Annotated in this window: 19 protein-coding genes and 2 pseudogenes; 9 read left to right on the top strand and 12 right to left on the bottom strand. The window is 72.4% G+C overall.

The genetic code is table 11. From position 1 onward, the window contains the following. Nucleotides 1–1,400: pseudogene (locus DY218_RS18130) on the bottom strand (DNA-binding protein); the annotation flags it as partial. A gap of 627 nt (nt 1,401–2,027) precedes the next feature. On the opposite strand from DY218_RS18130, the gene DY218_RS18125 reads away from it, so the two are divergent. After that, nucleotides 2,028–3,284, top strand: a complete 1,257-nt coding sequence (locus DY218_RS18125) for a hypothetical protein (protein ID WP_128557106.1) — start codon at nt 2,028–2,030, stop codon at nt 3,282–3,284. Between the two features lie 53 nt (nt 3,285–3,337). Here DY218_RS18125 and DY218_RS18120 read toward each other — a convergent pair whose 3' ends face one another. Both DY218_RS18120 and DY218_RS18115 read right to left on the bottom strand, forming a co-directional pair. Beyond that, nucleotides 3,338–3,964, bottom strand: a complete 627-nt coding sequence (locus DY218_RS18120; RefSeq protein WP_128557105.1) for an HAD family hydrolase — start codon at nt 3,962–3,964, stop codon at nt 3,338–3,340. 59 nt (nt 3,965–4,023) lie between these two features. After that, complete coding sequence (locus DY218_RS18115; protein WP_128557104.1) at nt 4,024–4,269, bottom strand: hypothetical protein; 246 nt, start codon at nt 4,267–4,269, stop codon at nt 4,024–4,026. A gap of 232 nt (nt 4,270–4,501) precedes the next feature. On the opposite strand from DY218_RS18115, the gene DY218_RS35730 reads away from it, so the two are divergent. Next, entirely contained in the window at nt 4,502–4,885 is a 384-nt protein-coding gene (locus DY218_RS35730; protein ID WP_128557103.1) for a cold-shock protein, read from the top strand. 67 nt (nt 4,886–4,952) lie between these two features. On the opposite strand, the gene DY218_RS18105 is transcribed toward DY218_RS35730, so the two are convergent. From DY218_RS18105 to DY218_RS18090, 4 genes are all read right to left on the bottom strand, one after another. After that, entirely contained in the window at nt 4,953–5,795 is an 843-nt protein-coding gene (locus tag DY218_RS18105) for a 1,4-dihydroxy-6-naphthoate synthase (RefSeq protein WP_128557102.1), read from the bottom strand. Continuing rightward, the gene (locus DY218_RS18100) at nt 5,792–6,523 is read right to left on the bottom strand and encodes a futalosine hydrolase (protein ID WP_233521680.1); all 732 of its coding nucleotides are present in this window, start codon (nt 6,521–6,523) and stop codon (nt 5,792–5,794) included. Before DY218_RS18100 ends, DY218_RS18105 begins: the two co-directional genes overlap by 4 nt. Before the next feature lie 43 nt (nt 6,524–6,566). Beyond that, nucleotides 6,567–7,064, bottom strand: a complete 498-nt coding sequence (locus tag DY218_RS18095; protein WP_128557100.1) for a DUF2771 domain-containing protein — start codon at nt 7,062–7,064, stop codon at nt 6,567–6,569. A 133-nt stretch (nt 7,065–7,197) separates the two neighbouring features. Next, nucleotides 7,198–8,565, bottom strand: coding sequence for an MFS transporter (locus tag DY218_RS18090; protein ID WP_233521679.1), 1,368 nt, complete (start codon nt 8,563–8,565; stop codon nt 7,198–7,200). Between the two features lie 335 nt (nt 8,566–8,900). On the opposite strand from DY218_RS18090, the gene DY218_RS18080 reads away from it, so the two are divergent. Beyond that, complete coding sequence (locus tag DY218_RS18080; RefSeq protein ID WP_128557098.1) at nt 8,901–9,836, top strand: DUF3027 domain-containing protein; 936 nt, start codon at nt 8,901–8,903, stop codon at nt 9,834–9,836. Nucleotides 9,837–10,653: 817 nt separating this feature from the next. Further along, complete coding sequence (locus tag DY218_RS18075; RefSeq protein ID WP_407703650.1) at nt 10,654–13,887, top strand: sacsin N-terminal ATP-binding-like domain-containing protein; 3,234 nt, start codon at nt 10,654–10,656, stop codon at nt 13,885–13,887. A 171-nt stretch (nt 13,888–14,058) separates the two neighbouring features. Here the strand turns inward: DY218_RS18075 and DY218_RS35235 are convergent. The 3 genes and pseudogenes from DY218_RS35235 to DY218_RS18065 form a co-directional block, all read right to left on the bottom strand. Next, a pseudogene (locus DY218_RS35235) lies at nt 14,059–14,886 on the bottom strand (HAD-IC family P-type ATPase); the annotation flags it as partial. A gap of 1 nt (nt 14,887) precedes the next feature. Then, nucleotides 14,888–16,584, bottom strand: a 1,697-nt coding sequence (locus DY218_RS18070) for an HAD-IC family P-type ATPase (RefSeq protein WP_233521677.1), incomplete at its 3' end; no start/stop codon positions are given. 112 nt (nt 16,585–16,696) lie between these two features. Further along, nucleotides 16,697–17,011, bottom strand: a complete 315-nt coding sequence (locus DY218_RS18065; protein ID WP_128557096.1) for a DUF2530 domain-containing protein — start codon at nt 17,009–17,011, stop codon at nt 16,697–16,699. A 286-nt stretch (nt 17,012–17,297) separates the two neighbouring features. Between DY218_RS18065 and DY218_RS18060 the strand changes: the two genes are divergently transcribed. Beyond that, nucleotides 17,298–18,746 (top strand): NCS2 family permease, encoded by a 1,449-nt coding sequence (locus tag DY218_RS18060; protein WP_128557095.1) that lies wholly within the window; start codon nt 17,298–17,300, stop codon nt 18,744–18,746. Here the strand turns inward: DY218_RS18060 and DY218_RS18055 are convergent. Next, on the bottom strand, nt 18,716–18,961 hold the full coding sequence (locus DY218_RS18055) for a ribbon-helix-helix protein, CopG family (RefSeq protein WP_128557094.1): 246 nt from the start codon (nt 18,959–18,961) through the stop codon (nt 18,716–18,718). The two genes, DY218_RS18060 and DY218_RS18055, sit on opposite strands and share 31 nt — an antisense overlap. 157 nt (nt 18,962–19,118) lie before the next feature. Between DY218_RS18055 and DY218_RS18050 the strand changes: the two genes are divergently transcribed. Continuing rightward, the gene (locus DY218_RS18050) at nt 19,119–19,559 is read left to right on the top strand and encodes a MarR family winged helix-turn-helix transcriptional regulator (protein ID WP_128557093.1); all 441 of its coding nucleotides are present in this window, start codon (nt 19,119–19,121) and stop codon (nt 19,557–19,559) included. Nucleotides 19,560–19,681: 122 nt separating this feature from the next. Then, complete coding sequence (locus tag DY218_RS18045; protein ID WP_128557092.1) at nt 19,682–21,022, top strand: MFS transporter; 1,341 nt, start codon at nt 19,682–19,684, stop codon at nt 21,020–21,022. Here the strand turns inward: DY218_RS18045 and DY218_RS18040 are convergent. Next, entirely contained in the window at nt 20,943–22,247 is a 1,305-nt protein-coding gene (locus DY218_RS18040; protein ID WP_233521676.1) for an MFS transporter, read from the bottom strand. The two genes, DY218_RS18045 and DY218_RS18040, sit on opposite strands and share 80 nt — an antisense overlap. A gap of 54 nt (nt 22,248–22,301) precedes the next feature. Between DY218_RS18040 and DY218_RS18035 the strand changes: the two genes are divergently transcribed. Next, the gene (locus DY218_RS18035; protein ID WP_128557090.1) at nt 22,302–23,054 is read left to right on the top strand and encodes a helix-turn-helix transcriptional regulator; all 753 of its coding nucleotides are present in this window, start codon (nt 22,302–22,304) and stop codon (nt 23,052–23,054) included. Further along, the coding region (gene thpR / locus DY218_RS18030; protein ID WP_128557089.1) for an RNA 2',3'-cyclic phosphodiesterase at nt 23,051–23,354 on the top strand (304 nt) is incomplete at its 3' end. The genes DY218_RS18035 and thpR, both read left to right, overlap by 4 nt.

Here is a 23,354-nt window from a genome sequence, read left to right as displayed (position 1 = left end):
GCCGGGCCCGGAGCGGCGCCGGCCGGGGTGCCCGCGGCGGAGCGCAGCGGGCGCTCCCAGCGCAGCCGGGTCAGCACCGACTCCGGGTCGGCCGCCGCGCCCTCGGGCAGCTCCGCGAGCAGGGCGAGCACCCTGGCCCGTACCTCGGGAGCCGCCGAACGGTCCAGGTGCGGGCCGAGCGCCGACAGCGCGCGGTCCTTCGTGTCCCGGGAGCCGACCAGGCCCGGGGTGCGGGTCGCCGGCAGCCAGGCCGTGGCGAGCGCGGCCCAGCGCTCGGGGGCCGGGAGTTCGAGCCAGGAGTCGTACGCCGGGGTCGCCGCGTACCGCTCGTCCGCCTCGCCGTCGGAGGCGATCAGGCCCGCGGCGTAGGCGAGTTCGACCCAGAAGGCGGCCGTCGGCTCCGGCAGGTCGAGCGCCACCGCGGTCCGTTTCAGATCGCGCACGCTCAGGCCGCCGGCGCGCAGCACGGCGGGACCGCCCTCGTGCCACTCCCGCAGCAGCTCCTCGACGGTCGCGAGCGCGGTGTACGCCTGCCCGGCCGCCGTGGTGTCCACGATCCGCGGCCGGTACTCGCGCTTCACCTCGACCGCGGGCGGCAGGGCACGGACCTCGCGGTGCGCGCGCCCGGCCCGCAGATGCAGGGCCGCCTCGCGCGGCAGGGTCACGGTGCCCGGCGAGGTCGGCACCAGGAGCCCGTGGTCGAGCAGCCAGCGCAGATGCGGTGCGGGGTCGGCGGTGACCTGGCCGTACGGGGGACCCCAGGTCAGCCGGCCGAGGACGGTGAGCGCCTCGGCCGGGGCGGTGTCGAGCAGCGCCGTCATCCGCGCTCGGTCCGTGAACAGGCCGGTCAGCGCCTGCACCGCCGACACCGGGTCGTGCGTGGCGGGCAGCCCGGCCGCCGCGACGATCTGCTGCAGGCGGCCCGGTGACATCCCGGCCGTGGCCTCCGTGAGGGTCGGGCCGAGGCCCGTCGGTGACGGGTGCTGCGGGGACGGGGCGAGCAGTTCGCGGGCCGTGCGGACCAGGCGGAGCCGGTCGTCGGGGCCCCAGACGAGGGCCTGGTCGCGCAGCGCCGCGAGGGCCCCGGGCAGCGCGGCCGCCGCGTCCGGGTCGCCCTCGTCGCCGGTGAGCAGTGCGGCGAGCTCCTCGTACGGGGCGGGGTCGGGGGCCACGGCGAGGGCTTCCGTGGTCTGCAGCGCGAAGGTGTCGAGGCGCTCGACGGCCCGTACGACGGAGGCGCGGGTGCCGGCGCGGGTGGCGAGCTGGGTCAGGTCGTTCGGCACCGGGTTCAGCAGGTCCGGGCGGGCCCGGAGGAGGGTGGTGAGGGAGACGTCGTCGCGGCGCCTCAGCTCCTCTGCGAGGGTCCTCGCGGGGGCGGGCTGGGTGCGGTCGTCCGTCATCCTGCCAACGGTACCTTCGGGCCAGGTGGGGAGTGTGGGTCTTTGGCCCCGGTGCCGCGGGTGTGCTCGGGACGTCGGGGTCCCTTCTCCAGCCCACGGCGCTGGGGCGCCTCGTCCTCAATCGCCGGACGGGCTCTTCGTTTCGCCCTTCGGGCTTGTCCTCAATCGCCGGACGGGCTCTTTGTTTCGCCCTTCGGGCTGGTCCTCAATCGCCGGACGGGCTGGAGTGTCGCCCTGGCGGGCTTGTCCTCAAGCGCCGGACGGGCTGAAGTTTCGCCCTGGCGGGCTCGCCGTCAGGTGCTGGGCAGGCTTGGGTGGGTCGGCGCCGCTCAATCAGCCCGCCCGGCGTTTGAGGGCGTCTTCTCGCCCGGCGTGGGAGGGCGCTTGATGGCGGAGGGCGGGATTTCAAGCCCGTCCGGCGTTTGAGGACATCTTTGAGCCCGTCGGCCAGGGCGAAGAGGGGCCCGTCCGTGGCGGGACAGAAGACGAGGAGAGGCCCCGTCCGCGGCGGGACAAAAAAGAGAGCCTGTCCCGGAGTTGAGGGTGTCGGCGCCAGGACACTGGTGGACGGTACCGTCGGACGGGGCAAACCGCCCCACTCGTGGGGCAACGCACAGGGAGCATCTCGTGCCGATCGAGAGTGATCAGCTCGTCTTCGACTACCTGAGCAAGGTCGGCGACCTCGCCCAGCAGCGCCAACTGCCCTCGGCCACCCGCATGCGCCTCGTCACAGAGGTCCGCGGAGAGGTCGAGCGCCGCCGCGCCGCGAGCATCAACGACAACCCCGCGACCGTACGCAAACTCCTGGCCGGCGTAGGCACCCCGGAGTCGATCGTCCAACGCGCAGTGGACCGCGGCGAGGCGAGGCCCGAGCCCTCCGCGTCCTCCGACGACGACGGCCCGTACGGCCCTCCGGTCACCCGGCCCGCCGCCGCGAAGCCGGCCACCCCGCCACCTCCGACCCCGCCACCTCCGACCCCGTCGGAGAGCGCAGACACCGTCCACGGCCTCTTCGGCGGTACGTCCCCGGGTTCGCGCATCCTGCGTTCGGGGATCTCCGGATCGGGCGTCCTCGGCAGCGTGCTCGGCGGTCGCGCACAGCCCGCCGGCAGCGGCGACGACGCAGCGGCCCCCGCCGAGCCGAAGGAGCCCGAGGAGCCGCGCCGCCGGCGCTTCCTGCCGCGCCCCCGTGCCGAGGAGGCGGCACCGGACACCGCCGCCGACGACGGACCGTCCGTGCCCCTGCCGCCCGCCGCCGCCCCGCCGCACCTCGCGGGCGAGGACGAACTCGGTCCCAGCGATGCGCAGCCGGACTGGTGGCGGATCGACTCGAGCCCGTTCGGCGGGGCCGTCGGCGTGCCCGGCTTCGTCGGCGGCGTGGAGATCCCGGAAATACTCAAACCACCGCCCGCCCCGGAAGAGGACAAGAGCGACGGCGCGGGCGAGGGAGAAGAAGGCGAAGAAGGCGAGGAGGACGACGAGGAGTACGTCGAGGCCGACACCGCCCCCCGTACCCGCCGCATCCACCTGCGGCCGCGCCTGACCGGCTACAGCAACCCGCTGCTGCTGCTGGCCGCCGCATCCCTCGTGGTGGGCGCGATCCTCGGCAACTGGATCGCCCTGGGCCTGGGTTGGGTCCTCGCCTACACCTCGCGCCGGCTCACCCAGAACGAGTCGAAGCTGGCCGCCCTCGGCATCCCCGGCCTCGCGGTCGCCGCGGGATTCGTCTGGCTGTGGGGCCGCGTCGAGGGCCGCTGGGGCGACGAGGTCGCCCAGGACGGCATGAAGACCGCCCTCCAGGACACCTGGCCCTGGGTGGTCCGCGGTGCGGCGGTCACCTCAGCCCTGTTCCTGGTCTGGCGCTCCCAACGCCACCGCGACTGAAGCCGGTCCGGCGATGGAGGACCAGGCCCGCCAGGGCCGGTGGTTCTTCTGCGTCAGCCGGCGTCCGCATCCGCCAGCCACGCCGGGAACTCCGTAAGATCCCCGAGCACCACATCCGCCCCCGCCGCCCTCAACTCCCGGGCGTCACACGGCCCGGTCGGCACGGCGACGGAGAGCGCGTTCGCCGTACGGGCGCCTCGTACGTCCCCCACATGGTCACCCACGTAGACCGTGGCGCCGTGGGCGCGCAGCGCCTCCGCCTTGCCCTCCGCCCACAGCCGGCCGACGACCGCGTCCGGCTCGATGCCCAGATGCGCGAGGTGCAGCTCGGCGCTCGGCTCGTGCTTCGCGGTGACGACGATCGCCCTGCCGCCCGCCTCCTGCACGGCCCGTACGGCTTCACGCGCACCGGGCATCGCGAGGCTCGGCGCGATGGCGTGGTCCGGGTAGATCTCGCGGTAGCGGTCCGCGGTCTGCGGGATGCGGTCCTCCGGGAACCAGTGGGCGAGTTCCTGCTCCAGGGGCGGGCCGAGGCGGGAGACCACCAGGTCGGTGTCGATGGCCACGCCCGTCTCGGCGGCGAGGTGTTCGAAGGCCGCCCGGATACCGGGGCGGGTGTCGATGAGGGTCATGTCCAGGTCGAAACCGACGACCCTCGGCGTGGGTGTGTTCTGGGGCATGCCGTCATTGTCGTGGGGACGCGGTGCCGTCCTGGAGGTGGGGTGTCCGCAACCGCCGGCTACCGGGGCCGGGCGGCCTCGCCCGCCGCCCTCCGCTGCGCCGTGGCGGACCGCAGCACTCCGACGCCCGCGATCACGAACCCGACGCCCATCAGCATGCACACCGCGTAGGCGATGGACGGGAACGGATCCGAGCCGAGGAACAGCGGGGCCACCGTGACCAGAGTGGCCACCGCTCCGACGAAGAAGACGATCGCGCCGACCTGGACGAGACGGTCGCCGGGACCTGAAGGGTTGTCGCTCACGCGACCAGGGTAGTTCCCTGCGACCGGAACCAGTCAGCCGCAGGTGCAGCGGCCCGAGTGCGGGAAGAAGAGCGCGGGAAGAAAGCAGTCTTGTCACCGGCCTCCGGACCATTAGCCTTGGAGGCAGGCGGGTCGGACGACCCGCTGTAGTGCTATCCAGAGCCGTTCTCTCCCCGCGTTTCACCTTGCGGGAGCCGGCATCGACCCACGAGTACGAGGACGAGGACAGACGGTGCCCACGGGTAAGGTCAAGTGGTTCAACGGCGAGAAGGGCTTCGGCTTCCTCTCCCGCGACGACGGCGGTGACGTCTTCGTGCACTCGTCGGTGCTGCCCGACGGGGTGGACGTACTCAAGCCGGGACAGCGGGTCGAGTTCGGGGTGGTCGCCGGTCAGCGCGGTGACCAGGCGCTCTCCGTGACACTGCTCGATCCGGCTCCGTCCGTGGCCGCCGCCCAGCGCCGCAAGCCGGACGAACTCGCCTCGATCGTCCAGGACCTGACGACGCTCCTGGAGGGCGTGGCCCAGCAGTTGGAGCGCGGCCGGTACCCGGACAAGGCCTCCGGCGCCAAGGTCGCCGGCCTCCTGCGGGCCGTCGCCGACCAGCTCGACGTCTGACCCTCGAGCGGCCCCCGGCCGACCTTCGCCGACCCCTCCGGACACCCCGGAGGGGTCGATGCGCATGTCATGCGTCGAAGCGGAGCGCCTCCGGCCGCAGTGCCGGGACGAGTCCCTCCGCGGCGGCCCGGGTGAGCAGCCCGCGGACCGCCGCGTACCCGTCCTCGCCGAGATCGGCGGTGAACTCGTTGACGTACAGGCCGATGTGCTGGTCCGCGACGGCGGGATCCATCTCCTGTGCGTGCGCCAGCACATAGTCCCGGGAGGCCGTCGGGTCGTCCCAGGCCATCCGGACCGACGTGCGTACGGACGCGGCGAGTTGGCGCAGCGCCTCCGCGCCGAGCGAGCGCTTCGCGATGATCGCGCCGAGCGGGATGGGCAGACCGGTCGTCGACTCCCAGTGCTCGCCCATGTCGGCCAGGCAGTGCAGTCCGAAGTTCTGGTACGTGAAGCGGGCCTCGTGGATGACCAGGCCCGCGTCCACCCGGCCGTCCCGTACCGCGGGCATGATCTCGTGGAACGGCAGCACCACGATCTCGCCGACCCCGCCGGGCACCACGTCCGCGGCCCAGAGCCGGAACAGCAGATACGCCGTCGACCGCTCGCTGGGCACCGCGACCGTCTTCCCGGCCAGGTCGGTGCCCGGCTCCCGGGTCAGGACGAGCGGCCCGCAGCCCCGGCCGAGCGCGCCCCCGCAGGGCAGCAGCGTGTAGTCGTCGAGCACCCACGGCAGCACCGCGTACGACACCTTGAGGACGTCGAACTCGCCGCGCTCGGCCATGCCGTTGGTGAGATCGATGTCCGCGAACGTGACATCGAGACCGGGCGCGTCCGGCACCAGTCCGTGCGCCAGCGCGTGGAAGGTGAAGGTGTCGTTGGGGCACGGCGAGTAGGCGATCTGCAGGGTCACGACGGGTTCTTCCTCCCAGAGGCTTGCGCGGATCCCTGCCACCGTACGGCGGCGAGTCCCGCCACCGCCGAGGTGAGTGCGGCCAGCGCCTCAGGAATGCGCCAGGCCGTACGGTCGCGGGGGCCGACGGCATTGGACATCGCGCGGATCTCCAGGACGGGGCAGCCGTGTGCGGCGGCGGCCTCGGCCACCCCGAAGCCCTCCATGGCCTCGGCGAGCGCGCGGGGGTGGCGGTCCGTCAGCTCGGCGGCGCGGGCGGCGGAGCCGGTGACGGTGGACACGGTGAGGACGGTGCCGACGGCGGCGCCCGCCGCGGCGGCCACGTCCCGTACGAGAGCGGCGGGCGGCCGGTGCTCGACGGTGCCGAAGCCCAGACCGGTGACCGGGACGAAGCCGTCGGCGGTCTCGGCACCCAGATCGGCGGCGACGATCGCGTCCGCGACGACCACGCCGCCCACCGGTGCGCCCGGTGCGAATCCGCCGCCGATGCCCGCCGAGACGACCAGTCCGTACGGGTCTCCCCCGAGGGCGGCGGCGGTCAGTGCGCCGCCGGCCGATGCGGCGGCCGCGGCGGGACCGACCCCGCCCACCAGGACGTCGGCGTACCCGAAAGGGGCCCCGGGGGGCGCGGACACCCGGGTCAGCGTCCCGGCCGGCAGGTCGCGGTGCGTGACCGTCGGCCCGAGCCCGGCGACGACCGCGTCACGCTCCGCCGCGACCGCGGTCACGAGCAGGACGCGTGCGGCCCGGGCGCCGTGTGGGGAGGACGTGTTACTCGCCCTTCTTCAGCTTGAAGTGCCAGATGCCCTTCAGCTTGCTGCCGTCGGTCTCGACGATGGAGACCTGGGCGTTCTTGAGCGTGGCGCCCTGGCTGCCGTCCGGGCCCTGGCCGGCGGAGAAGAAGGCGTTGCCCGGGATGGTGCGGTAGCTCTTCTTGTACGGCTCCTGCTCGGCCTGCTGGCCGTTGATGAAGAGCGTCCAGCCGCTGTCCGCGATCTCCGGGTCGACGCCGAAGCGGACCTTGTCGTCCATGTCGACGGTGATGGATTTCTCGGCGTCCTTCGCCAGGCACTTCTTGGTCTCGGCCTCGGAGATCGTGTCGCCGTCCTTGTAGCAGGAGGCCTCGGTGTTCACGGAGTCGGAGCCCACCGTGACCGTGGCGATCGGCGTCGGCTTGTCGCAGGCGGCGAGGACGAGGAGTCCGGCGGACACGGCGCCGAGTGCGGCAGCGGTGCGGCGGCCCTTGGCCGTCATACGCAGGGAGGTCATGCGCGCAGGTTATCGGGACGGCCCACCCGGCGTGCCACGCGGGGGTGCGGCGTGCCGCGCACGCTCCCGGCGCGCGATCGCCCGCGCGGGCCGGTGTCCCGGCGCCCGGTCACATCACCCGGGGATGTCCCGGTCACGTCACCCGCGGATGCGCCGTACCGCGTCTGGCGGCGGCCAGCAGGCCTCGTACGGTCGAGAGCCAGCCGAGGCCGACGATGGCCGCGCCGACCGCAAGGCCGAGACCGCCGTGCAGCGGCAGGGCGATGCCGATGCCGCCGCCGATCACCCAGGACATCTGCAGCAGTGTCTCCGAGCGGGCGAAGGCGGAGTTGCGCACCAGCTCCGGCACATCGCGCTGGATCAGCGCGTCCAGGGACAGCTTCGCCAGGGCCTGCGCGAAGCCCGCGACGGCACCGAGCAGCGCGATCAGGATCGGCCCGTAGAGCAGGGTGGCGGCGATGGCCACACTGAGGACGACGGCCACCACCGTGACGATGATGATCTCCGGTGCGCGGGCGCGCAGGGCCGCGCCGACCGCGGTGCCGAGCGCGTTCCCGGTGCCGGCCGCGACGCCGACTATGGCGAGCGAGACCGCCGCGCTCTGTCCGCCGAGCGGCTCCTCGCGCAGCAGGAACGCCAGGAAGAAGATCAGGAACCCGGACAGGCAGCGCAGCGCCGCATTGGCGGCGAGCGCGTGGGTGACGGCCGTGCCGACGGTGCGCAGGCCGGGCTTCTTGCCGTGCGGGAGGTGCAGATGGCTGGCGTCCGCGGCGAGCAGCGCCTTGCGCTCGCCCTTCGCCGAGTCGACCTTGTGCGGCAGCGTGAAGGACAGCACCATCCCCGACATGAACAGGGTGAACGCCCCGTACAGCGGCCACTGCGGCCCGATCTGGTGCAGCCCCGCGCCGATCGGCGCCGCGATCCCGGTGGCGAGCAACCCACCGAGCGTGACCCGCGAGTTGGCCTTCACCAGGGAGAAGGCCGGTGGAAGCAGCCGCGGTACGACGGCGCTGCGCACCACTCCGTACGCCTTCGACGCCACCAGGACGCCGAGCGCCGCCGGATACAGCTCGATGCTGCCGGTGGCGACGGCGCCGGACAGGGCGAGCGCGAGCAGCGCGCGGGCCAGCATGGAACCGGCCATCGCCGCACGCCGGCCGTGCGGGAGACGGTCGAGGAGCGGGCCGACCACCGGGGCGAGGAGCGTGAACGGCGCCATGGTGATGGCCAGGTAGAGCGCCACGCGGCCGCGCGCCTCGTCCGTCGGTACGGAGAAGAAGACCGTCGAGGCGAGGGCGACGGTGACCATCACATCGCCCGCGCCGTTCACGCCGTGCAGCTCGATGAGTTTGCCGAGGCCCGATTCGCCCGCTCCGTGTGCGTGGGTCACCTTGCGGATGCCCTTGGCGGTGCCGGTGAACGGCAGGCGCAGCGCACGGCCGACCGCCCGGCCCGCTCTGCGGACCGGGCCGGTCTGCTCGGACGACCTGACGGTGGCCACGTCGTCATAGTGCCCCAACCGGGCCGGGGCATGGCTCCGCACGGCCCCCTCGTGGCGGACCCGGGGCGGGTCCCGGGGCGCCGGAGCGGCGCTGACGCGACCCGGAAGCCGACGTGATGTGGGCCTCCGGTCGTGGAAGGGGTAGCGTGCGTAGCGCGCCAGCGGCGGTTGTTCCCGGCCGCGCGCCTCTTCGCGATCCCGCAGAATGGATGGCGTGTGGCGTGCCGGGGCGACCGGACGCGGACGTCGATGCGGCCCAGTGGTCCGCTCCGTCCACGTCCCCTGCCGGGTGAGACGGCGCACCCGTGACACGGCGTAGGAGAGAAGCGATACCTGTGAGCGCAGCGACAACGCGAAGCCGGACCCCCGACCGCCTGTGCGCCGAGGCCGTCGATCTCGCCAGGACCGCGGCCGAGGAGGCCGCGGCTCCCGGGGTGATCGGTGAGCATGTGGGCGCCGTCTCGGAGGGGGACCGCGTCGTCACGCACCTCTTCGAGTCCAAGGAGATCGGATATCGCGGCTGGCGCTGGGCCGTCACGGTGGCCCGCGCCTCCCGCGCCAAGGTCGTCACCCTTGACGAGACGGTGCTGCTGCCCGGCCCCGATGCGCTGCTCGCCCCGGAGTGGGTGCCGTGGAGCGAGCGGCTGCGGCCGGGCGACATGGGGCCCGGCGATCTGCTGCCCACCGAGGCCGACGATCTGCGCCTCGAGCCCGGCTTCACCGGCGAGGACGTGCCGCCGCCGAACTCGCCGGTGTCCGAGGAGATGGCCGAACTCGTCGAGGCCGAGGGCATCGAGGACCTGGACGTCGCCGCGGTGCCGCCGGCGGATCTGCCGCTGGCTCCCGCCCGCGGCTCGATCTCCGCGGTCGCCGAGGAACTCGGCATGCGCCGTGCGCGCGTGCTGTCCCGCTACGGGCTGCATGTCGCCGCGGACCGCTGGGACGAGCACTACGGCGCGAAGACGGCGATGGCGCAGGCGGCGCCGGCGACGTGTGTGTCCTGCGGGTTCCTGGTGCCGATCGCGGGGTCGCTGCGGCAGGCCTTCGGGGTGTGTGCGAACGAGTTCAGTCCTGCGGACGGGCGGATGGTGTCCCTTGCGTACGGGTGCGGGGGGCACTCCGAGGCCGCGGTGATGCCGAAGCCGGCGAAGCCGGCGGGGCCGGTGCTGGATGAGCTCCGTACGGATCCGTTTCCGCTGCGGCCTGCGGCGGACTCGGGGTCGGTGCCCGTCGATACGGCGTCCGCTGACGCGGACCTGGGGCATAGTTGACTGCTCGCGTCCGCGGGTGGTGGTTTCCAGCCCACGGCGCTGGGGCGCCTCGTCGTCAATCGCCGGACGGGCTGTGTTTCTGCCCTGCGGGCCCTCGTCCTCAGACGCCGGACCGGCTCCAAGATGTCCTCAATCGCCGGACGGGCTCTTCTTTCGCCCTGGCGGGCTCGTCCTCAATCGCCGGACGGGCTGAAAGATGTCCTCAATCTCCCCCAGACTCCGTCCGGGGGGACCCCCAGGACGGGCTTGATTCTCGCCCTCCGGGCTCGCCCTCAATCGCCGGGCGGGTTCGAGGAATCTCTGTCGGGCTCGAGGAACTTCTGTCGGGTTCGAGGAATCTCTGTCGGGTTCGAGGAACTTCTGTCGGGTTCGAGGAATCTCTGTCGGGCTCGAAGAACTTCTGTCGGGCTCGAGGAATCTCTGTCTGGCTCGAAGAATCCCTGTCGGAATCGACGAACCCCTGTCTGGCCCGAACAGCGACCGTCCGGCGGCAAGGGAGCCGGTCCGGCTCACAGACAGCCTGTCCGGCGATTGAGGACATCTTTTGGGCCCGGAGGGCAAGAATTGAGCCCGTCCGGCGATTGAGGACGAGGGCCCGCCAGGGCCAGAGAGAGCCTGTCCGGCGATTGAGGACAAGCCCGTCAGGGCGGCAGCACAGCCCGTCCGGCGTTTGAGGACGAGCCCGTCAGGGCGGCAGCACAGCCCGTCCGGCGATTGAGGACAAAGGCCCGCCCGGGTGATGGAAGAGCCCGTCCGGCGTTCGAGGACAACGCGCCGAGGGCTGGAGAGCGACAACCACAGAGAGGTCGACCCTACCGTGAGCGCCCCCGTGCAACGGCCCGTACCGCAGGACGAAGACCCCCTGCGAACCGCCCGCCTGCGGCGGACCGTCCTGGACGCATGGGCCACCGCCCCCGCGCGGTTCCGTGAGGACGCCAACGCCGAGGAGGACCTCGCCCTCGGCGGTTACCGTGACCGCCTCGTCGTCGAGCTCGCGCAGAACGCCGCGGACGCCGCGGCCCGCGCGGGAGTCCCCGGCCGCCTCCGCCTCACCCTCAGGGACGGCGTACTCGCCGCGGCCAACACGGGCGCCCCGCTGGACGCCGAGGGAGCCGAATCCCTGAGCACCCTGCGCGCCTCCGCGAAGCGCGACGACGACACCGCGCACGACACGACCGCCGAAGCGTCCGTGGGCCGCTTCGGCGTCGGCTTCGCCGCCGTACTCGCCGTCACCGACGAACCCGCCGTGCTCAGCCACGGCACCGGCATCCGCTGGTCCCGCACCGAGGCCGCCCAGCTCACCGACGCCGTGGCGCGGGGCGCCGCCGAGCCCGGCCTCGCGGACGAACTCCGGCGCCGCGACGGCCAAGTGCCGCTGCTCCGGCTCCCGTTGCCCGCCGAGGGCAGCGCCCCGCAGGGGTACGACACCGTGGTGGTGCTGCCGTTGCGCGACGCCGCCGCGGCCGACCTCGCCGAGCGGCTGCTCGACGGCATCGACGACGCCCTGCTGCTCGCCCTCCCCGGCCTCACCGAGATCGTGGTGGACACCACGGAGGGCACCCGCACGCTCACCCGCCGCCCGGAGCCGCCGTACGTCCGGATCGACGACACCCGGCACGGCACCACCCGCTGGCGCACCACAGCCCGGCACGGCGTACTGGACCGTGAACTCCTGCGCGACCGGCCGGTGGAGGAGCGCCTCCGCCCCCGCTGGTCGGTGACCTGGGCGGTCCCCGTGGACGCGGAGGGCGCACCCGCACCGCTGCGCACCGCCTCCGTGGTGCACGCGCCGACCCCGAGCGACGAACCGCTCGGCGTACCCGCGCTGCTGATCGCGTCGTTCCCGCTGGACACCACGCGCCGGCACGTCGCGCCCGGGCCGCTGACCGACTTCCTTGTGGGGCGTGCGGCCGAGGCGTACGCCGAACTCCTCGCCTCCTGGCGGCCGGTGAGCACCGGGACGCTCGATCTGGTCCCGGGCCCGCTGGCCCGCGCGGAACTGGACGGAGCACTGCGCACGGCGGTGCTCGACCTGCTGCCGCGCACCCCGTTCCTGGCGCCGGCCGCCCCCGCCTCAGCCCTCGAGCCGGACGCCGCTGAGCCCGAACTGCCCGTCGCTCTGCGCCCGTTCGAGGCCGAGGTCGTCGAGGGCGCGGGCGAGGCGACCGTCCGGGTGCTCGCCGAAGTGCTGCCGACGCTGCTGCCGGCCGGGCAGGAGCGCCGGGTCGAGCTCCGCACCCTGGGCGTCGCCCGGCTGCCGCTCCAGGAGGCCGTCGACCGCCTGGCCGGCCTGGAGCGCGAACCGTCCTGGTGGTGGCGCCTGTACGACTCCCTCGCCGGCGTCGACCCGGACCGTCTCACCGGCCTGCCGGTGCCGCTCGCGCCCGCGGAGCCCGCAGGGGGCGAGCAGGGCCCCGACGACGCCCCGACCCCGCCGCCGAGCCGCCCCCGTACCACCGTCGGCCCCCGGCACATCCTCCTTCCGGGCCCGGACACCCCGCCCGGGCTCGCCCGGCTCGGCCTGAAGGTCGCGCATCCGGACGCGGTGCATCCGCTCCTGGAGAAGCTGGGCGCGCTGCCCGCCACCCCGCGCGCCGTCCTCACCACCCCGCAGGTGCGGACCGCCGTCGCCGCCTCGCTCGACGACGACTCCTGGTACGACGACGGCCTGGACGGCCCCGGCGGCGGGCTCGGCGCCCCGGAGCTGGCCGATGTGGTCCTCGCGCTCGTCCAGGAGGCCGGTCTCGAGCCGGGCGACGAGCCCTGGTTGGGCGCGCTCGCGCTCCCGGACGACGACGGCGAACTGGCACCCGCCGGTGAACTGGTCTTCCCGGACAGCCCGTTCGCCCGGGTGATCCGGCCCGGCGAACTCGCCGCCGTCGACCAGGACCTCGCCGCCCGCTGGGGTGCGGGACCCCTCACCGCCTGCGGCGTGCTCGCCGACTTCGCCCTGGTCCGCGCCACCGATGTGGTCCTCGACCCGGACGAACTCGAGCCCCGCGAGGGCGACTTCGCGGAACCGGACGACGCCGGGCTGCTCGACGCGGTCGACGTCTGGTGCGAGGACGTCCTCGACCGCCTCCCCGAGACACCGGTGCCCCCGGTCGCCACCGAACTCGTCGCCGTACGCGATCTCGACCTGGTCGACGACGACCGCTGGCCCGAGGCGCTCGCGCTGCTCTCCCGGCCGCCGCTGCGGGACGCCCTCACCCAGCCCGTACGGGTGCTCCTCCCGGACGGTACGACCGAGTCGGTCCGCCCGTACACGGCGTGGTGGCTGCGGGGGCACCCCGTGCTCGACGGGCGGCGCCCGGCCGGTCTGCGGGCCGCCGGCGGCGATCCGCTGCTCGCCGGCCTCTACGAGGAGGCGGACGCGCGCGGATTCGAGGACGAGCAGGTGCTGCGCGCCCTCGGCGTACGCACCTCCGCGTCCGCGCTGCTCGACGAGCCGGGCGGCGCGGCCGAACTGCTCGACCGCCTCGCCGACCCGGACCGCGACTCGGTCACGGACCATCAGCTCCATGTGCTCTACGGGAAGTTGGCGGAGCTCGATCCCGAACAGGTCACGCTGCCCGAGGAGTTGCGGGCCGTACTCGACGAGGGCGTCACGGTGGTGGACGCGGCCGACGCGCTCGTCGCCGACGCGCCCGATCTGCTGCCGCTGGCCGGGGGCCGGCCCCTGCTGCCGGTCGCACCGGCCCGTGCGGCGGACCTCGCGGAGCTCTTCCAGGTCCGGCGCCTGTCCGAGGTGATCGAGGCACCGGTCGACGCGGCGGCCGGCACGGTGCGCGATGTGCCCGCGGCCGTGCGGCTCCTGCTCGGCCCGGCCACCCCCGACTCGTACGTCGAACACGAGGACCTGGTCGTCGACGGCGTCGAGCTCGACTGGCGCCGGGGCCCCGACGGTGTGGTCCATGCGGCCACCCTCGAGGGCGTGGCGGCCGGCCTCGCCTGGGCGGCGGGCCACTGGCCCCGCCGCTTCGAAACAGCGGCCCTCCTGGAGGACCCGACAAGAACCACCGAACTGTCCCGCGCCCGCTGGTTCGACTGACCTTCGCCCTCCGCCGTCTTCCAGCCCGTCCGGCGTTTGAGGACATCTTTGAGCCCGGAGGGCAATATCAAGCCCGTCCTGGGGGTCCCCCCGGACGGAGTCTGGGGGAGATTGAGGACAAGGCGCCCCAGCGCCGGGGCTGGAGACCACACCCCCACCCCGGCCCGAGGGCTACGCAGGGAACTTGCGATCCACCCAACGGAAGGAAACTTCGATGGCCCCCGCCGCGACAGCGGCAATACCAACCGCGGCCCATGGCATAGGTGCCCCCACCAGCTGAAGCGCGAAGAAGTCCTGCAGCCACGGCACAACCAGCACGATCATGAACGCGAAGCCCATCGTCGCGACCAGCGCGATCCGCCACCAGGTGTACGGCCGCGCGATGATCGCAAGCACCCAGATCGCCACCAGGAACAGACACAGCGTCGCCGCACTCGTCTCGGCCTCCCGCGCACCGGGCCCCTCGTAGTGATGCCGGGCGAGCAGATACGTACCGAACGTGGCGAGCGCAGCAATCGCACCGCCCGGAATCGCGTACCGCATCACCCGCCGCACGAAGTGCGGCTTCGCCCGCTCCTTGTTGGGCGCGAGCGCGAGGAAAAACGCGGGCACGCCGATGGTCAGCGTGGACAGCAGCGTGAGGTGCCGCGGCAGGAACAGGTAGTCCACCTGCGTGCACACCACGAGCGCGGCGATCAGCACCGAGTAGACCGTCTTGACCAGGAACAGCGTCGCCACGCGCGTGATGTTGCCGATCACCCGGCGGCCCTCGGCGACGACCGAGGGCAGCGTCGCGAAGCTGTTGTTGAGCAGCACGATCTGGGCCACCGCGCGCGTGGCCTCCGATCCGGAGCCCATCGAGACGCCGATGTCCGCGTCCTTCAGGGCCAGTACGTCGTTGACGCCGTCGCCGGTCATCGCGACGGTGTGGCCGCGGGACTGCAGCGCGCCGACCATGTCGCGCTTCTGCTGCGGGGTGACCCGGCCGAACACCGAGTTNCGGGACTGCAGCGCGCCGACCATGTCGCGCTTCTGCTGCGGGGTGACCCGGCCGAACACCGAGTTGTCCTCGAGGACCTGCGCCATCTGCTCCGGCTCGGCGGGCAGCGTGCGCGCGTCCACCGTGTTCTCCGCGCCGGGCAGGTCGAGCTTTCCGGCCACCGCGCTGACCGAGACCGCGTTGTCCCCGGAGATGACCTTCGCGGCGACGTTCTGCTCCTCGAAGTAGTGCAGCGTGTCCGCGGCGTCCGGCCGCAGCCGCTGCTCCAGGACCACGAGCGCGGTCGCGCGGGCGCCCTCGGCGACCTGCTCGTCGTCCAGGTCGCCGGCGGCCCGGGCGAGCAGCAGGACGCGCAGACCCTGGGAGTTGAGCTGGTCGATCTCGGCCAGCTCGGGGTCCCCGGCGGGCAGCAGCACATCGGGGGCGCCGAGCAGCCAGGTGGACGTCTCGCCGTCGCCCTCGCTGAAGGTGGCGCCCGAGTACTTGCGGGCCGAGGAGAACGGCAGCGACTCGGTGCAGCGCCACTCCTCGCTGTCCGGGTAGGCGTCGATGATGGCCTGCAGGCTGGCGTTCGGCCGCGGGTCGGACTCGCCGAGGGCGCCGAGCACCTTGCGTACGTAGACCTCGTCCGTGCCGTTCAGTGGGCGGAGCTCGGTGACGTCCATGCCGCCCTCGGTGAGGGTGCCGGTCTTGTCGAGGCAGACGGTGTCCACGCGCGCGAGGCCCTCGATCGCGGGCAGCTCCTGGACGAGGCACTGCTTGCGGCCGAGCCGGATGACGCCGATCGCGAAGGCCACCGACGTCAGCAGGACGAGTCCCTCGGGGATCATCGGCACGATGCCGCCGACGGTGTACGCGATGGACTGCTTGAAGTCCTCGTCCTCGGCGAGCAGTTGGCTGATGATCAGGCCGATGGAGGTCGGGATCATCAGCCAGGTCACGTACTTGAGGATGGTGCTGATGCCGCTGCGCAGCTCGGAGTGGACGAGCGTGAAGCGGCTGGCCTCCTCGGCGAGCTGCGCCGCGTACGCCTCCCGGCCGACCTTGGTGGCGGTGAAGGCGCCGCCGCCCGCGACGACGAAGCTGCCGGACATCACCGGGTCCCCGGGCTTCTTGACGACGGGGTCGGCCTCGCCGGTGAGCAGCGACTCGTCGATCTCCAGGCTCTCGGCCTCGGCGCAGGTGCCGTCCACCACGACCTTGTCGCCGGGGCCGATCTCGATGAGGTCGCCGAGCACGATCTCGGAGGTGGAGACCTCGGCCGCGATGCCGTCCCGGCGGACCGTCGGCTTGGCCTCGCCGATGACGGCCAGGCTGTCGAGGGTCTTCTTGGCGCGGAGCTCCTGGATGATGCCGATGCCGGTGTTGGCCACGATCACGAAGCCGAAGAGGCTGTCCTGGATCGGCGCGACGAACAGCATGATCACCCAGAGCACGCCGATGATCGCGTTGAACCGGGTGAAGACATTGCCGCGGACGATGTCGGCGGTGGAGCGGGAGCTGCGGACCGGTACGTCGTTGACCTCGCCGCGGGCCACGTGCTCGGCGACCTCGGCGGCCGTCAGACCGGTCGCACGAACCGCCGTTTCAGGAGGCGGAACCGGATGCACCGGGTCCAGTTCTGCTCCGGCGTCGATCACCCGCCCTCCGCCTTCCGGCTCCGGTCCGTCGGTGTCGATCTGTGCCCGCTGCGTCATGTCTAGACCGTACGGGGCGGGAGTGACACGCACCCGCCGAGGGCCCGCAGAACAGCACCACGGTCGGACACGAATCCACCCCTGGTAGTACGAATCCGAGGTCCTGGGGGTACTACGAGTCCCCGGCCCCGGACGCCCCGGCCCCGGCTGCCCCGGTCCCGGACTCCGCGCGGGCGGCCTCCTCCGCCGCCGCCCGCTTCAGCGCCGCGTCCCGGCCGCGGACATACCAGATGCCGATCAGGCCGAGTCCGGCGCCGGCCAGGCAGGTCCAGATCCACCACGTGGCGCCGCGGTCGTCGAACCAGCCGTAGAACGGCAGCTGGGCAAGGAAGAGGACGAACCAGAGGATCGTGCCGCCGACGATGGTGGCGACCACGGGCCCCTCCAGGGGCTCCGGTGCCTCGTGCTTGGGTGTCCACTTCGCCATGCGCCCAGCTTACGAGGAGGCGTATCGCGGCCCGGCACGGGACCGTACGCCCCGGACGCACCAAGGGTCTACGCGCGCAGATAGCAATTTCGGGTTCATGTATTCATACTGAAACGGTCTTTGGCTGGCCACTTTCTTTCGTAGCAAGACACGAAAGAGACGCATGAGTGACGCGACAGCGGCGCGGTGCGACAGGGGGAGTGTCCCGCCGAGCGTCCCCCAGCAACCCCGCCGTCCAGTACGCCCCGAGCCGCCGGACGCCCCGCAATCCCCCGAGGTCACACGCATGCCCCCGTCGGTCACCGACAAGGCCACCGCCGAGTCGCCCCAGGCGCCGCAGCCGGTCAACGCCCTGGACCGCTACTTCAGGATCTCCCAGCGCGGCTCCACGCTCGCGCGCGAGGTGCGTGGCGGATTCGCCACCTTCTTCGCGATGGCCTACATCATCGTGCTCAACCCGATCATCCTCGGCGGCGCGAAGGACATGTACGGCCACCAGCTCGACAACGGCCAGCTGGTCACCGCCACCGCCCTGACCGCGGGCCTGACCACCCTCCTGATGGGCGTCATCGGCAACGTCCCGATCGCACTCGCCGCGGGCCTCGGCATCAACACCGTGGTCGCCCTGCAGCTCGCTCCCCGGATGAGCTGGCCGGACGCGATGGGCATGGTGGTGCTCGCCGGCTTCGTGGTGATGCTCCTGGTGGCCACGGGGCTTCGGGAACGCGTGATGAACGCGGTGCCACTCGGCCTGCGCAAGGGCATCTCGATCGGTATCGGCCTCTTCATCATGCTGATCGGACTCGTCGACGCCGGCTTCGTCTCCCGTATCCCGGACGTCGCGCAGACCACCGTGCCCCTGCAGCTGGGCGGCGACGGTCACCTCAACGGCTGGCCGGTGCTGATCTTCGTGCTCGGCGCGCTCCTGACGCTCTCCCTGATCGTCCGCAAGGTGCCCGGCGCCATCCTGCTCTCGATCGTCGTGATGACCATCGTCGCGATGATCGTCAACGCCCTCGCCGACATCGACTCCTGGGGCCTGACCACGCCCGAGTGGCCCGGCAACCCGGTGGCGAGCCCCGACTTCGGCCTGGTCGGCGAGGTCAGCCTCTTCGGCGGCTTCGAGAAGGTCGGCGTCCTGACCGGCTGCCTGTTCGTGTTCACCGTGCTCCTGTCGAGCTTCTTCGACGCGATGGGCACGATCATGGGCGTCAGCGACGAGGCGGAGCTGACCGACGAGAACGGCCAGATGCCCGGCATCAACAGGGTGCTCTTCGTGGACGGCATCGCCGTCGCGGCCGGCGGCGCGAGCTCCGCATCGGCCACCACCTGCTTCGTGGAGTCCACGGCGGGCGTCGGCGAGGGCGCACGTACCGGCTTCGCCAACATCGTCACGGGCGGGCTCTTCACCGTCGCGCTGTTCCTGACGCCGCTGGCCACCATGGTGCCGTCGCAGGCGGCGACGCCGGCCCTGCTCGCGGTCGGATTCCTCATCCTGTCCGGTTCGATCGGCGCGATCGACTGGAAGGACTACACGATCGCGATCCCGGCGTTCCTGACGATGATGATGATGCCCTTCACGTACTCGATCACGAACGGCATCGGGATCGGCTTCATCTCCTTCGTGGTCCTGCGCCTGGCCGCGGGTCGCGGGCGCGAGGTCCCGGTGGCGATGTACGCCGTCTCGGCGGTCTTCGCCTTCTACTACCTGATGCCGGCGCTCGGGCTGACCTGATCGCCGTGTTCCGCGGTGGCCGGTGACGAGCGTTCCGTACCGCCGTAGAACTTCTCCGTCTCGTCGACCGCCGCCTTGAAGCGCTCGTCGAAGTCGTCGCGAATGAGCGTCCGGACCACATAGTCCTGGACGCTCATTCCTCGTTTGGCGGCGTGCTGGCGGAGCCGCTCGAGCAGCTCCCCGTCCATGCGCAGGCTGAGCACATCGGTCCCCATGCACTTCAGGGTCGCCGGACCCCGCCCGGCGTCGCGTCACTTTCCGGAGTCCCCTCACTCATACGGGTGACGTGAGGGCCGGGGGTGTGTGGGGTGTGTGTGCAGTCACCGTTCACCGGCTGTTCTTTAGTCAGGGTAATGAGTTACTCTAACGACTATGCCTGACCTCACCCATGGCGACGATGCTGCCGCCGTGAACTCCCTGCGCTCGGCCATGATGCGCATCGCGCGCCGGCTCAAGCACCAGCGCGTCGACGAGTCACTCAGCCCCACCGAGATGTCGGTCCTGGGCACGCTCGCGCGCTGCGGCTCCGCCACTCCCGGCGAGCTCGCGCGCATGGAGCACGTCCAGCCGCCGTCGATGACCCGGATCGTGGCGCTGCTCGAGGCCAAGGGCCTGGTCAGGCTCGAGCCGCACCCCGAGGACCGCCGGCAGAAGGTGGTCAGCCAGACCGAGACCGCGGAGGCCATGCTCGAGGAGAGCCGGCGCAAGCGGAACGCCTGGCTGGCCGGCCTCGCGGAGTCCCTCGACGAGGACGAATGGGCCAAGCTGCGGGCCGCGGCCCCCGTCCTGGAGAAGCTCGCACATCTGAAGTAGCGCGACCGCGGTACGGACGGACCCCCTCCGTACCGCCTGCAGGACCCGCACCACCTGCAGGAACCACCAGCACCATCCGCCGCATCCGACGAATGCGTCGACGCTCAAGGAGGCGAAGACCTTTGAGTACGGGACCCGGAGCAGACTCCGCCCCCGCACCAGCCGCCCACGATTCCGCCGCCCGCCCCAAGACCAGCATGTTCAGCTCGCTGAAGATCCGTAACTACCGGCTCTTCTTCACCGGCCAGGTCGTCTCCAACACCGGTACCTGGATGCAGCGCACCGCCCAGGACTGGCTGGTGCTCACCCTCACCGGATCGGCCTCCGCGGTCGGCATCACCATCGCCCTGCAGTTCCTGCCCATGATGCTCTTCGGCCTGTACGGCGGCGTGCTCGTGGACCGGCTGCCGAAGCGCGGCATCCTCTTCTTCACCCAGAGCGCGATGGGTCTGACCGGACTCGCGCTCGCCGTGCTCACCCTCACCGGCAGCGTCGAGGTCTGGCACGTCTATCTGACCGCGTTCGTGCTCGGCCTGGTCACCGTCGTCGACAACCCGGCGCGGCAGGCCTTCGTCTCCGAGATGGTCGGCCCGGACCGGCTCGCCAACGCCGTCAGCCTCAACTCCGCGAACTTCCAGTCCGCGCGCCTGGTCGGACCCGCCGTCTCCGGCATCCTGATCACCGCCGTCGGCACCGGCTTCGCCTTCCTGCTCAACGGCCTGTCCTTCCTCGCCCCGCTCGTCGGACTGCTCCTGATGCGCCCGGCCGAGCTGCACAAGGTGGAGCGTGCGCCGCGCGGCAAGGGCCAGCTCAAGGAGGGCCTGAAGTACGTCGCCGGACGGCCCGAGCTGATCTGGCCGATCGTCCTGGTCGGGTTCATCGGCACCTTCGGATTCAACTTCCCGATCTGGCTCTCCGCGTTCGTGCACGACGTCTACCCGTCGGGCCCCGGCACGTACGGGCTGCTCAACACGCTGATGGCGGTCGGCTCGCTGGCCGGTGCGCTGCTCGCCGCCCGGCGCGGGACCTCGCGGCTCCGCCTGCTCGTCATCGCCGCGATTGCCTTCGGCGCCCTGGAGATCGTGGCGGCGGTCGCGCCCACGCTGTGGATCTTCGCCGCGCTGCTCGTGCCGATCGGCATGTTCGGTCTGACGGTCAATGTCACGGCCAACTCGAGTGTCCAGATGGCCACCGACCCGGCCATGCGGGGCCGCGTCATGGCGCTGTTCATGATGGTGTTCACCGGCGGTACGCCGCTCGGGGCGCCGCTGGTCGGCTGGATCTCCGACACCTACGGTGCGCGCACCGGCTTCGCCGCGGGCGGCATCGTCTCACTGCTGGCCGCCGCGACGATCGGCCTGATCCTGGCCAGGGTCGGCGGGCTCAGGATGAGTTTCGGCTGGAACCACGGTCATCCGCGGGTGCACTTCGTGCCCCGCGAGCGGCTCGCGACGGCGGCGTGACCGTCGGCGGCGCGACGGCCGGCGGCGTGACGGCCGCCTGCGGCGCCGCCGGCTCCGGCAGGCTGCGGAACAGCAGCCAGCTCAGGACGGGCATCACGATCAGCGGGGTCAGGGCGGTCCGCAGCGACGTCGCGTCCGCGAGGCGCCCGACCAGCGGACCGGCCAGACCGCCGATGCTGACGGTCAGACCGAGCGTGATGCCGCTGGCGGTGCCGACGCGGCTGGGCAGATAGTCCTGCCCGAGCGTGACCTGCAGCGAGAACGGCACGTACAGACCGATCGAGGTCAGCGCCACGAAGGCGTACACCGCCGGCCCCGGGACGAAGACGATTCCCGCCACCGCGAAGACCGAGACGAGATACGACGAACCGGCCACCGTCACCCGGTCCCAGCGGCCGGCCAGGCTGCCGCCCAGCACCGAACCGACCGCACCGCCGAGATAGAGCACGAACAGCGCCGCCGTGCCGGCCGCCGTGCTGCCGCCCATGCGCTCCTTGACGTACAGCGCCACGAACGTGCTCAGGCCGACGAAGACGATCGACCGGCAGACCACCGCGAGCGACAGCTTCACGAACGAGCGCCGGTCGTCGGGACCCGCCGCGAACGTCCCGCCGGAGCCGCCGTGCCCGTCCCGCGCCAGCGCGCGCAGCACCGGCAGGCACAGCACACTGCCCGCGAGCGCCGGCAGCACGAGCAGCGGGGTCAGCCGCAGGCCGCCGGTGGCCACCACCGCCGTCACCATCAGCGGCGCGGCGGCGAAGCCGAGATTGCCGCCGAGCGAGAACCAGGCCATCGCGCTGTGACTGCCCCCGCTCGCCAGGCGCGCCACCCGGGCCGACTCGGGGTGGTACGCGGCCACCCCGATCCCGGACACCGCGACGAAGGCCAGGGTCAGGCCGTACGAACCGGTCAGGCCGCTCGCGGCGATGCCGAGGCCGCCCAGGACCGTGCTCACCGGAAGCAGCCAGGGCATCGCGCGGCGGTCGGTGAGGATGCCGAAGACCGGCTGGGCCACTGACGACAGCAGGGAAGCGGCGAGCACGATGCCGGAGGCCGCGGCATAGGTGTAGGCGCGCTCGGCGACGAAGAACGGGACGAGCGAGGCGACCGCGCCCTGGTAGACGTCCACACAGGCGTGGCCGATGGAGAGGAGGGTGATGGACCTGTTCCGGAATCCGGTACGGGAATCGGTCCGGGAATCGGTCCGGGTTCTGTTCCTGGGCACCCGGTCATGCTCGTCCGGCGACGGCATGGCGTGCTTCCAATAAACTGCCAACCGATGCCGGAAATCCGTCATGAGCCCGTGGCGCCGACCAGGACCAGGCTCCTCCCGCCCGGGGCCGAGATCGACGCGCACCGCCACGACGACCACCAGATCGTCTACGCGGGCCGGGGCGTCCTTGCCGTGACGACCAGCACCGGCACGTGGATCGCGCCGGGCACGCGGGCCATCTGGGTCCCGGCCGGCACGGCGCACGCCCACCAGGCGCACGGCGAACTCGTACTGCACACCCTCGGCCTGCCGGCGAGCGACAACCCGCTGGGCCTCGACGAGCCCGCCGTCCTCACCGTCGGCCCGCTGCTGCGGGAACTGATCCTCGCCTACACCCGCACCCCGCGCGACGAGAGCCCGGAGCGCGGCCGGCTGCTTGCCGTACTCCTCGACCAGCTGCGGGCCTCGCCGCAGCAGCCGCTGCATCTGCCGGCCCCCGCCGACTCCCGCCTCGCGGCCGTCTGCGACCTGCTGCGCACGGATCCGGCGGACGGCCGGACGCTGGCGGAGCTCGGCCGGGGGACCGGGGCGAGCGACCGTACGCTCTCGCGGCTCTTCCGGGCCGAGCTCGGGATGACCTTCCCGCAGTGGCGCACCCAACTGCGCCTGTACCAGGCGCTGGTGCTGCTGGCCGATGACGTGCCGGTGACGGCCGTGGCGCATCGGTGCGGCTGGTCGTCGGCCAGTGCGTTCATCGATGTGTTCCGCCGCGCCTTCGGGCACACTCCGGGGACCGCGGCGGGGAGACTCGGGGGATGAGACTCTTCGTCGCTGTGCTGCCGCCGGAATCCGTGGCCGACGAGCTGGCCGCGGAGGTGGCGGTCCTGCAGGGCCGGCCGGAGGCGGACGGGCTGCGCTGGACGGGGCGGGCGGGCTGGCACTTCACGCTCGCGTTCCTGGGCGAGGTGCCCGAGGACGTGCTGCCGGGCCTGGAGACGCGGCTCGGACGGGCCGCCCGCCGCACCGAGCCGTTTCCGCTCGCGCTGCGCGGCGGCGGGCGCTTCGGCGACCGGGCCCTGTGGGCCGGGGTGTCCGGCGACCGCGCGACGCTGCGGCGGC

The sequence above is a fragment of the Streptomyces triticagri genome (assembly GCF_003429565.1).
GTDB classification, from domain to species: Bacteria; Actinomycetota; Actinomycetes; order Streptomycetales; family Streptomycetaceae; genus Streptomyces; species Streptomyces triticagri.
The sequence above is the reverse complement of the archived record's forward strand: the minus strand, read 5'-3'. Positions and strand labels throughout refer to the sequence as shown.

What these genes read in the sequence shown, in the direction of transcription:
- DY218_RS18120 (WP_128557105.1), bottom strand. Translation starts at nt 3,964, where the DNA reads ATGCCCCAGAACACACCCACGCCGAGGGTCGTCGGTTTCGACCTGGAC.
- DY218_RS18095 (WP_128557100.1), bottom strand. Translation starts at nt 7,064, where the DNA reads ATGACCTCCCTGCGTATGACGGCCAAGGGCCGCCGCACCGCTGCCGCA.
- DY218_RS18065 (WP_128557096.1), bottom strand. Translation starts at nt 17,011, where the DNA reads ATGGCGAAGTGGACACCCAAGCACGAGGCACCGGAGCCCCTGGAGGGG.
- DY218_RS18060 (WP_128557095.1), top strand. Translation starts at nt 17,298, where the DNA reads ATGCCCCCGTCGGTCACCGACAAGGCCACCGCCGAGTCGCCCCAGGCG.
- DY218_RS18055 (WP_128557094.1), bottom strand. Translation starts at nt 18,961, where the DNA reads ATGGGGACCGATGTGCTCAGCCTGCGCATGGACGGGGAGCTGCTCGAG.
- DY218_RS18050 (WP_128557093.1), top strand. Translation starts at nt 19,119, where the DNA reads ATGCCTGACCTCACCCATGGCGACGATGCTGCCGCCGTGAACTCCCTG.
- DY218_RS18035 (WP_128557090.1), top strand. Translation starts at nt 22,302, where the DNA reads ATGCCGGAAATCCGTCATGAGCCCGTGGCGCCGACCAGGACCAGGCTC.